6 protein-coding genes and 1 pseudogene are annotated in these 10299 nt (G+C 42.7%); 3 read left to right on the top strand and 4 right to left on the bottom strand.

Translation table 11 applies throughout. From position 1 onward, the window contains the following. A partial coding sequence (locus EI161_RS11630) for an IS30 family transposase (protein WP_192524318.1) occupies positions 1 to 279 on the top strand: 279 nt, incomplete at its 5' end. A 125-nt stretch (positions 280 to 404) separates the two neighbouring features. On the opposite strand, the gene EI161_RS11625 is transcribed toward EI161_RS11630, so the two are convergent. From EI161_RS11625 to EI161_RS15110, 4 genes and pseudogenes are all read right to left on the bottom strand, one after another. Then, entirely contained in the window at positions 405 to 1244 is an 840-nt protein-coding gene (locus EI161_RS11625; protein WP_192522652.1) for a DUF305 domain-containing protein, read from the bottom strand. 194 nt (positions 1245 to 1438) lie between these two features. Then, positions 1439 to 2065, bottom strand: a complete 627-nt coding sequence (locus tag EI161_RS11620) for a pseudouridine synthase (RefSeq protein WP_192522653.1) — start codon at positions 2063 to 2065, stop codon at positions 1439 to 1441. A 486-nt stretch (positions 2066 to 2551) separates the two neighbouring features. Then, positions 2552 to 4771: an NADP-dependent isocitrate dehydrogenase gene (locus EI161_RS11615; RefSeq protein ID WP_192522654.1), complete on the bottom strand. Its 2220-nt coding sequence runs from the start codon at positions 4769 to 4771 to the stop codon at positions 2552 to 2554. Positions 4772 to 5240: 469 nt separating this feature from the next. After that, positions 5241 to 7597: pseudogene (locus EI161_RS15110) on the bottom strand (NADP-dependent isocitrate dehydrogenase). A 678-nt stretch (positions 7598 to 8275) separates the two neighbouring features. Here EI161_RS15110 and EI161_RS11600 point away from each other — a divergent pair. Beyond that, the gene (locus EI161_RS11600; RefSeq protein ID WP_192522656.1) at positions 8276 to 9592 is read left to right on the top strand and encodes a GNAT family N-acetyltransferase; all 1317 of its coding nucleotides are present in this window, start codon (positions 8276 to 8278) and stop codon (positions 9590 to 9592) included. A 50-nt stretch (positions 9593 to 9642) separates the two neighbouring features. Beyond that, on the top strand, positions 9643 to 10149 hold the full coding sequence (locus EI161_RS11595) for a chorismate--pyruvate lyase family protein (RefSeq protein ID WP_192522657.1): 507 nt from the start codon (positions 9643 to 9645) through the stop codon (positions 10147 to 10149). Positions 10150 to 10299: the final 150 nt, after the last annotated feature.

Raw genomic sequence — 10299 nt, 5'->3', positions numbered from 1 at the left:
AAGACCATTACCTCTGACAATGGTAAAGAGTTTGCTCAGCATAAGAAGGTGAAACGAAAGCTCTTTACTTCCTTCTTCTTTGCCGATGCTTATGCGTCATGGCAGCGAGGAACCAACGAGAATACCAACGGATTAATCAGAGAGTTCTTGCCTAAGGGTTGTGACTTTAGACAAGTCTCTGATAATGAGATACAGGACATTGAGAATAAACTAAACAACAGACCAAGAAAACGCTTAGGGTTTAAAACGCCCAATCAGGTGTTCTATAATATAATTTAGCGTTGCACTTGGTGTGTTAATCTAAGAGATAAAAACCTCTGCTAAACAATATTTAGCAGAGGTTTTGTGTAATAGCTATCAGTGTTCTTAATGTTTTTCAAAAAAACTAAGTATTAAGTCAATATCTAAGAAGCCAGCTCAGGCGATTGATTGTCTGCTTCATCCTCATCACTTTCATCCTCGATACTCCCATCTTCAATACCTTTATCAGCAATCTTATTAGCCTTAAAATGTTCAATCCAATCTTCCATGCGCTCAATTTCAGCCTGCTGGGTATCGATAATATCTTGTGCCAATTGCCGCATTTCTTCATCAGTGCCGTATTTTAGCTGAATATTTGCCATCTTTACCGCGCTAATATGGTGCGGCAGCATGCCACGTGCAAATGCCATGTCAGGGATAGGGTCGGCGATGCCTAATACCATGTTGGCATTCAAGACATCCATACTCCTCTCGTACGCCTGCTGCATCGCTTCAGTATTGGGTTTTGGCTTGGGCGCATCAGGGTGGCTGGCAAGCCATTTGTTCAAAATATTGATTTCTAATTGCTGGGCGGTGATAATATCTTGGGCAAGGTGACGCATCGCCTCATCTGAGCCGTATTTTAGTTGGATTTTTGCGAGTTCTAACGCGCCGCGATGATGCCCAAGCATGCTTTTGGCAAAGGCGGTATCAGGATCGTTGTAGCCCATACCAATCATCATCTCGTCATGCATTCTAGTCATCGACTTTGTATAGTCTTTGAGCATATCAGTCATTTGGCTTTCATCAGCGAGATCTTCGCTTTCCAAGAGCTCATCATTCGCCTCAACGTCATTCTGACTATCAGCTGTATCAGTAACTGTTGGGCTGGCTGCTTCGCTAGATTTTGCGTCGTTGTCTTCTGTTTTCGGCTGACAGGCACTCAATATAAGTGCAGCAGAAATACTGCTGGCCAACAAGACAAAACGACGAGAAACAATCATGACATATCCCTATTATAAAAAATCGAATGATAAATGAATGAGACCTATGATATATAATCAGCTAAGTGCTGGAGCTTAGCAGATAAACCTTACTCATTCGAGACGCTACGTTTAATAAGTCGTAATATAATGACTTTATATTCAAAAGACTCGTTCAATATGCTCGAACCTATTATGCTCGAACTTATAAAATCCTAACCGATAACTCCTAACTGCTGGCAGCGTTCGCTGTTTAAATGAATGCGTACAAACTCACCAACGGCTAAATCGCCCAACTCAAAACCCGCAACTGACCAGCGTATCAAGCGCAGGCAAGGCAGTCCGACATGGGCAGTCATACGTCTGACTTGACGATTCTTACCTTCATAAATAGTCAGCATCAACCATGACGTAGGTACGTTTTTACGCTCACGGATAGGTGGCTCACGCTGCCATAACTCGATGGGCAAGTCGGTTTCTGCTACCATCATCGCAGTCGCAGGCAATGTTTTGCCGTCCTTTAGTTTGACGCCAGAAGTCAGCTCATTTAGCTGTGCTGTCGTTGCAGTGCCTTCAACTTGTACCAAGTAAGTTTTACCTTGTTTATGGGTGTTTTTTGCAAAGCTCTTTGCGGATGGTGGTTGGGTAATGGCTTTATTGACCCGTCCATCGCTGGTCAAAATGAGCAGACCCTCTGAGGTCGCATCGAGCCTGCCAGCAACCCGTAAAGATTTATCGGTAAAATACTGCGAGAGGGTAGTGTGGTTATTATTGCTGTCATCACGAAACTGACTTTGTACCCCATAAGGTTTATTAAATAAAATGAGACTAGAGGTCGGCATAATATGGTATTTCCTGAGTTTGCAGCATTCTATTGTGCTTATATGAGACTTACAAGACATTATTTTTTAAATCAACACGATAAGCTATAACTTTATTGATTTTATATAAAGTCTTTTTGTTACTTTGCTTATTATTATAACAGTCTTGTGGTTGCGCTATGGTTAAATGGATTTTTTATGATGGTTTTATAACTAGGGCGTGCTTGTCTGCGCTGACAGAAGCTGCGAAAAATGAATCCCAGCAGCACTATATCCTTTTAAAATTGGATCAATCATATCTTTATCATGATTAATGATGCTATGTATAATCGCTTAGAATAGATATCAATGTGATTGCTCTTTCATATAATGAACACAAAAAAATGCCCCTCACATCTGAGGGGCATTTTTATTTTGAACTAATAAAGGCTTAAATATGCTTAAGTAAAAAGCAGTTTGAGCCGATGAACCGAAGCTAATAAAACTAAGCCAAGTTATATCAGCAGATTACAACGATGCTAATGCTTCATTGAATAAGCTACTTGGACGCATGGTTTGCTCAGCTACTGCTTCATCTGCCAAGTAATAACCTTTAAGATCCATAGGTTTGCCTTGCGCTTCGTTGAACTGTTTGACGATAGCGTCTTCACTGCTCTCAAGCTTTTGCGCCAGTGGAGCAAATTGTGCTTTTAGCTCGCTATCTTGCTCTTGTGCAGCAAGCTCTTGAGCCCAGTACATGGCCAGATAGAAATGGCTACCACGGTTATCAAGCTCACCGGTTTTACGTGATGGTGACTTGTCATTTAACAACAGTTTTTCTGTCGCTTTATCCAGCGTATCAGCCAATATTTTAGCTTTGGGATTGTTGTCATTCGTTGATAAATGCTCCAAAGACTCCGTCAAGGCTAAAAACTCACCCAATGAATCCCAACGCAAGTGGTTTTCTTCTACCAGCTGCTGAACGTGTTTCGGTGCAGAACCACCAGCGCCTGTTTCAAACAAACCGCCGCCTTTCATTAGAGGTACGACAGACAGCATTTTGGCACTGGTACCTAACTCTAGAATTGGGAACAAATCTGTTAGGTAATCACGTAAAATATTACCGGTGGCAGAGATGGTATCAAGACCGCGAGCAACGCGCTCTAAGGTATAACGCATGGCACGAACCTGTGACATGATTTCGATGTGCAGGCCGTCGGTATCGTAATCTTTTAGGTACGTTTGAACCTTTTTGATTAGCTCGTTTTCGTGTGGACGGTAAGGGTCCAACCAGAAGATGACCGGCGTATCTGATTCGCGTGCGCGGCGTACAGCAAGTTTTACCCAGTCTTGGATAGGCTCGTCTTTGACCTGACACATGCGCCAGATGTCACCTTCTTCGACAGGCTGCTCAAGCAATACTTCACCCGTGTCAACGTCTACAATACGAGCGACGCCCGTGTCGCTAGATTCAAAGGTTTTATCGTGTGAGCCGTACTCTTCTGCTTTTTGAGCCATCAAACCAACGTTAGGAACTGTACCCATTGTGGTTGGGTCAAAGTTGCCATGCCACTTGCAGAAGTTAATCATTTCTTGGTAAATACGGGCAAAGGTAGACTCAGGCATCACCGCTTTACAGTCATACATTTTGCCATCAGCGCCCCACATTTTACCACCTGAGCGAATCATCGCTGGCATTGACGCATCGACGATCACGTCACTTGGCGAATGGAAGTTGGTAATTCCTTTATTAGAATCCACCATGGCGAGGCGAGGACGATGCACTTGGCAGGCATGCAGGTCACGTTCAATCTCTTCTTGTAGAGAGGTTGGCAGCTCTTTAATTTTGTCGTATAACGAGGCCATACCGTTATTGACGTTGATGCCCAGCTCATCAAACAACGCGCCGTGTTTTTGGAAAGCATCTTTATAATAAGTTTTAACCGCATGACCGAAGACGATAGGGTGCGATACTTTCATCATCGTGGCTTTTACGTGCAATGAAAATAGGATACCTGCTTCGCGGCAATCTTCCATTTCACGCTCATAAAAATCAAGCAATGCTTTTTTGCTCATAAACATCAGATCGATGACTTCTTTATCGAGCAGCGCAATTTCTGGTTTTAAGACTTTAGTCTCACCACTATCAGTCAACAGCTCCATACGTACTGTACGCGCTTTGTCTAGTGTGAGAGATTGCTCGCCATCATAAAAATCGCCGCTGTGCATGTGCGATACGTGCGTGCTTGACCATTGCTTCCATTCACCCATAGAGTGCGGATGTTTGCGCGCGTAGTTTTTAACCGCTTTTGGTGCACGGCGGTCTGAGTTACCCTCACGCAATACTGGGTTGACCGAGCTGCCTAGGCTTTTGCCATAGCGTTTACGAATTTCTTTTTCTTCTTCGGTTTTAGGATCATCTGGAAAATCAGGTATGGCGAAGCCTTTGCTTTGTAGCTCTTTGATAGCAGCTTTTAGCTGGCCGACAGAGGCACTGATGTTAGGCAGTTTAATGATGTTGGTGTCTGGATCTTGGGTCAGACGACCTAGCTCAGCCAAATTATCAGGAACGCGCTGTTCCTCAGTTAAGTATTCAGGGAATTCAGCCAATACTCGCGCAGCAACAGAAATATCGCTGGTTTCGACAGAAACGCCTGCGGTTTGGGTAAATGCTTTGACAATAGGCAAGAATGACAAGGTCGCTAGCGCTGGTGCTTCGTCAGTTTTTGTATAAATAATTTTTGACATTAGTAGGACATTCCTTTTGGTTGTAATTAATAATAAGGGTCAAATATAATTCAATAGTCCTATGCCGCCCTTATGTAATAATGGGTCATGCGATTAGACTAAATAGTGTGTTGCTAATTTTTATAGGCAATCTCTTGGAGACTTCGAGAGTCTGCTTAGAGCTTTTGTTTCGTTAAGAAGGCAGTTTGACTGTCTTGTCTGAACGGCCTGCTTTTCTGAATGGTTTGAAAGTAGATCGTGGACGCTACATTGTAGTTAACTGATTATAAGTCTGATGCGATGTCAATATCGCATAATGAACTAAGTGTAGTGTTTTCGGTTGTTTCTAATGTATCTAAATTACATTAAGATGTTAAGACCCTTATTCTATCAGTCATCGATAAAAATATCATCTTTTCTATAAAAAATGCCCCAACAGCCTTAGACTGTCGGGGTATTTTTTATAGGTTTAAAATGCTTTAAAACACAATTATAAAGAAGCGATAGTCTCGTTTAATAATTGGCTTGGGCGCATTACCTCTGTCGCTAATGCTTCATCAAAGAAGTAGTAGCCATCGATATCTACCGGTTTACCTTGAACGTCATTTAGCTCTTTAACAATAGCCTCTTCATTGCTGGCAAGTTTTTTGGCCAGTGGCGCAAACGTCTCTTTTAGCTCACTATCTTGGTCCTGCGCGGCAAGTTCTTCAGCCCAGTACATAGCCAGATAGAAATGGCTACCACGGTTATCCAGCTCACCCGTTTTGCGTGATGGTGATTTGTTATTCAATAACAGTTTTTCTGTCGCTGTATCAAGCGTATCTGCCAAAATTTGCGCTTTGGCATTGTCTTCGTGTTCTGCCAAATGCTCTAAAGAGACCGCCAAGGCTAAAAACTCACCTAATGAGTCCCAGCGTAAGTGGTTTTCTTCAACCAACTGCTGTACATGCTTAGGTGCTGAACCACCCGCACCCGTCTCAAATAGGCCGCCACCATTCATTAGCGGTACGATTGATAGCATTTTTGCACTGGTGCCCAGCTCTAAGATTGGGAACAAGTCGGTTAGGTAATCTCGTAGTACGTTACCAGTGACAGAGATGGTGTCTTTACCTTCTTTTAAGCGCTCTAAGGTAAAGCGAGTGGCTTCACGAACTGGCATGATACGAATATCTAAGCCTTCAGTGTCATAATCTTTTAGGTATTTTTCTACTTTTTTGATCAATTCTGCATGATGAGGACGTTTGTGGTTTAACCAAAAGACAGTTGGGATGTTGCTAGCACGGGCGCGAGTCACGGCCAGTTTTACCCAATCTTGGATAGGCGCGTCTTTTACCTGATTCATACGCCAAATATCTTCTGCTTCTACTTGATGCTCGGTCAATACATTGCTTTCGCTATCAAGCACTTGTACCTTGCCCGCGGATGGTATGAGGAAGGTTTTATCATGTGAGCCGTATTCTTCAGCTTTTTGTGCCATCAAGCCAACGTTAGGTACTGAGCCCATCGTGGTTGGATCAAATGCGCCATGCTCTTTATGGAATTTGATGGTTTCATCATAGATGCAAGCGTAGCTACTATCAGGGATAACAGCCTTGGTATCGTGCAGCTCATTATCAGCACCCCACATTTTACCTGAGCTACGAATCATCGCTGGCATTGACGCATCCACAATCACATCGCTCGGTACATGTAGGTTGGTAATGCCTTTGTCTGAATTGACCATCGCCAGGTCTGGATTACTCTGGTAAATGCTCTCAATATCCGTTTCTATCTCCTGACGCTTCTCTTCAGGCAGCTCTTTTATTTTAGAGAGTAGGTTGCTAAAGCCATTATTTACGTCGACATCTAATTCTTTAAAAGTATCACCGTGCTTAGCAAATAATTCTTTAAAGAAGATTTGGTGGTGTGTCAAAAAGTATGCTGATTAAAATTTGAACAATTTTGAAGCCTTGAAAAGCCCTATAGAATCAGAGAACTTAGCATAGATTTCTTATTGACTTTTATCGCCAGCATACTTTTTAGAACACCACCGAAGATTTTTACTGCTTCACCAAAGATAATAGGGTCAGAGACCTTCATCATAGTGGCTTTTAGATGGAGTGAAAACAACACATCTTCTGCTTTGGCGTCTTCAACTTGCTCTTCTAAGAATTCAGTTAGTGCATCATGGCTTAAGATAGCGGCATCAATCAATTCACCAGCTAGTAATGGTGCAGGTGCTTTTAGTTCAGTAACTGTACCGTCCTCGCTTGTAAACTCAATACGATAATCTGTAGCCTTGTCGATAGTGACTGATTCTTCGGTATCAGCAAAATCACCATGGTCCATAGTGGCCACGTGTGACTTAGAATCAGCACTCCATGCACCCATTGAATGTGGGTTACTTCTAGCAAAAGCTTTGACCGCTTTTGGCGCACGTCTGTCAGAGTTACCTTCACGCAAGACAGGGTTCATGGCACTGCCTTTAATCTTGTCATAACGAATGCGAGCGTCTTTTTCTTTATCTGTTTCTGGATGATCTGGGTAATCTGGTAGATCATAACCTTTATCTTGTAACTCTTTAATCGCGGCTTTCAACTGCGGGATAGAAGCACTGATATTTGGCAATTTAATAATATTTGCTTTAGGTTTTTTTACCAGTTCACTTAACGCTACGAATGCACTTGGGATACGCTGCTCTTCAGGTAAAAACTCTGAAAATAAGGCAATAATACGCCCTGCTAACGAGATGTCAGCAGTTTCAATCTCAATTCCTGCTGTTTTGGTAAATGCCTTAACGATGGGCAAGAAAGATAGAGTGGCTAGCGCTGGGGCTTCATCCGTTTTGGTATAAATGATTTTTGACATTGGTCAGCATTCCTTTGTTGGTAATAATAATTTTTAAAAATAGTGCAATGGTTCAGTAGATATATATATGGCTCTTGTTTGATAAGAGGCTATGGGCTTACGTACATTGTAGGTAATCGTGCGGAGAGTGTTAATTTTGCTTATCTTCTTTCATTAACTGGCGTTAATTTTTTTATGAAGATACTGTTATGCTCGCGATTACAGTGGCGGGAAATATACTGCGCACAAGGTGTTTGGCAGAGTCGTTATGAATATTACAGGTTGTCAATATCGAATAATGAACCAAACATACTATTGTCGAATATTTACCCTGCATATTAATTATATTATGATATAAGCAGGGTTATTCTATCAGTCATTAGCGAAGATATCATCTTTTCTATATCCAAACTATACTCACACTGTATTTTGTTTATAAGCAATGTGTTTTTAAGCGATGTTTTCAAGCATGGTGTTTTTGAAGATAAGTAAAGCATAAACATGCCGTGATAATAGGTAAGGTTATGCAATCATGAGTGAGGCTATCTATATTATAGACGGCTTTTTTTATGCTAGATTTATTCATCTCTATAAAAGGTTTTTATTTAATACGCAAATTTTGACAGAAACTTAGTCAGAATTTGCTACGCTAGCCCATAACCAAAAAATTAATAGTAGAGTGCGATAAAGAATATGACCATGAGTTTACAGTATGCGCTACTCAATGATATCAGCTGGCAAAGCCTAGGCGACTGGCAAACACCCGATAGCCCTTTTATGTCGTTTGCATTTTGGCAAGCGCTTATTGATACGGGGGCGATTGGTGAGCAGGCGGGCTGGTTGCCGTTATTTGTTTTGGTGCACCGCATCACAGATGAAGTGGCAGATAAAGCGATAACACAACCAGTTGCTGTATTACCAGTTTTTATAAAAGGCCATCACCGCGGTGAGTTTGTGTTTGATCATGCATGGGCAGAAGCTTACGCGCGCTATGGTGTCGACTACTATCCAAGGCTGGTCACCAGCGTGCCTTATACTCCGATTACGGGTCAGCGTTTATGGTTGGCAAAAGCTGAGGATTTAACGCCAGATATTATAAAAACAGCCATCGCAGGCGTGGATGATATTGCTCAGCAAGTGGGTGCCTCGAGCTGGCATGGGTTGTTTGTTACGCCTGAATTGGCGTCTGTCGCTCAGGAAGCTATGCCTACTGATATTGATATAGAACGGGCGCTTGCCGCCCAAAACAACAGTACTATCCCGACCGCTATTGATATGCCCATACTTGAGCGGCAGGGTTGTCAGTTTTTGTGGCAAAATAAAGACTTGCTCAATGACAGTCAGCCTTTTGCAGATTTTGATGCATTTTTGATGACCCTAAAAGCCAAAAAGCGTAAGACGATACGGGCCGAGCGGCGCAAGGTTGCCGAGCAAGGTATCACCTGTCAGCGCAAATGTGGTGAGGCGATTACCGAGGATGACTGGAAGGCCTTTTATCACTGTTATGTGATGACTTATGCAGTGCGCGGTCAGCAACCTTATTTGACCATAGATTTTTTTAGGGCATTGGCAGCGACTATGCCTGAGCATCTGATGCTAGCCCAAGCACTCGATACGACGGGTGAGATTATCGCGAGTAGCTTATTTTTATATGATAGGCCTGTTTCATATAATGACCCTGAGAGCAAAAATGCTACCCTTTATGGTCGTTATTGGGGAGCGCTGGGTGAGTACGATAGCTTGCACTTTGAGCTGTGTTATTATCAAGGACTTGAGTTTGCCATCGAGCAGGGTTTGATGTACTTTGACCCCGGTACGCAGGGTGAGCATAAGTTGGTACGTGGCTTCATACCCACGACGACGCATTCTATCCACCGTATTTATGATCCGCGTTTTGTACCAGCGATTAGTAACTTCTGTCGTGAGGATCGATTGCACATGGCACAGTATCGCCAGCAAGCGTTTGAAGCATTGCCGTTTAATGCCGATAATATGCCTAACTTTAATACGCCATAGATACCCCTTAATATTTGTCTTTTTTAATACTTTATGATTAGCCGTTAATTATGCCTAGTAATCTCTCTTTTTCTGCCCATTCATCACCGCCTGTTGAGCTATTGTCTTGGCTCAATACCGAAGGTTCTCTCACTGCCTTATTAGAGGTAAAAGCAGGACAGCCACTGCGCGTAGAGCGCAGCTTTGAAGGCTATCGACAGCTGTCCCTCATCCAAAAGCAGCAATTGGGCATCCAAGGCGCCATGCTGAATCGTCCGATGCTGGCTTGGGTACGCGAGGCGCAGCTATATGGTAATGATGAGCGCCCATGGGTAGCCGCGCAAAGTGTTTTTCCACTTCCCAGTCTTAAAGGTCGCGCACGGCGTTTGCAACAGCTCAAAGGCACGCCTATCGGTTACGTGCTATTTAAACGCAGTCGCACTTTACCCAATTATCGCTCTATTCAGCATACTACTGAGGGCTGGCAAAGGCAGACACGTTATGATTGGTATGGGCGTCAATTACTTATTAGTGAAACGTTTTTGCCCCCATTTTGTCAAAAACTGCTGGATATTTGAAAGCTGCATTGGTTTGTTACTCGGTTTCTACTGAATAAATTTCTGATGGTATCCTCATTTTTATAGGTGCTGTGTATTTATAAATTACTGATTTATACCCCACTCTCAACATCGAAAGTGATTGAAAAAAGAAGAGCATCTCACTAATCT

This window comes from Psychrobacter sp. FME5 (assembly GCF_014861375.1).
GTDB lineage: Bacteria > Pseudomonadota > Gammaproteobacteria > Pseudomonadales > Moraxellaceae > Psychrobacter.
Note: the sequence above shows the minus strand (reverse complement) of the source record. Positions and strands in the feature narration are given on the sequence as shown.

Excerpts from the sequence above, each read along its gene's own strand:
- EI161_RS11625 (WP_192522652.1), bottom strand. The coding sequence starts at position 1,244 with ATGATTGTTTCTCGTCGTTTTGTCTTGTTGGCCAGCAGTATTTCTGCT.
- EI161_RS11620 (WP_192522653.1), bottom strand. The coding sequence starts at position 2,065 with ATGCCGACCTCTAGTCTCATTTTATTTAATAAACCTTATGGGGTACAA.
- EI161_RS11615 (WP_192522654.1), bottom strand. The coding sequence starts at position 4,771 with ATGTCAAAAATTATTTATACAAAAACTGACGAAGCACCAGCGCTAGCG.
- EI161_RS11600 (WP_192522656.1), top strand. The coding sequence starts at position 8,276 with ATGAGTTTACAGTATGCGCTACTCAATGATATCAGCTGGCAAAGCCTA.
- EI161_RS11595 (WP_192522657.1), top strand. The coding sequence starts at position 9,643 with ATGCCTAGTAATCTCTCTTTTTCTGCCCATTCATCACCGCCTGTTGAG.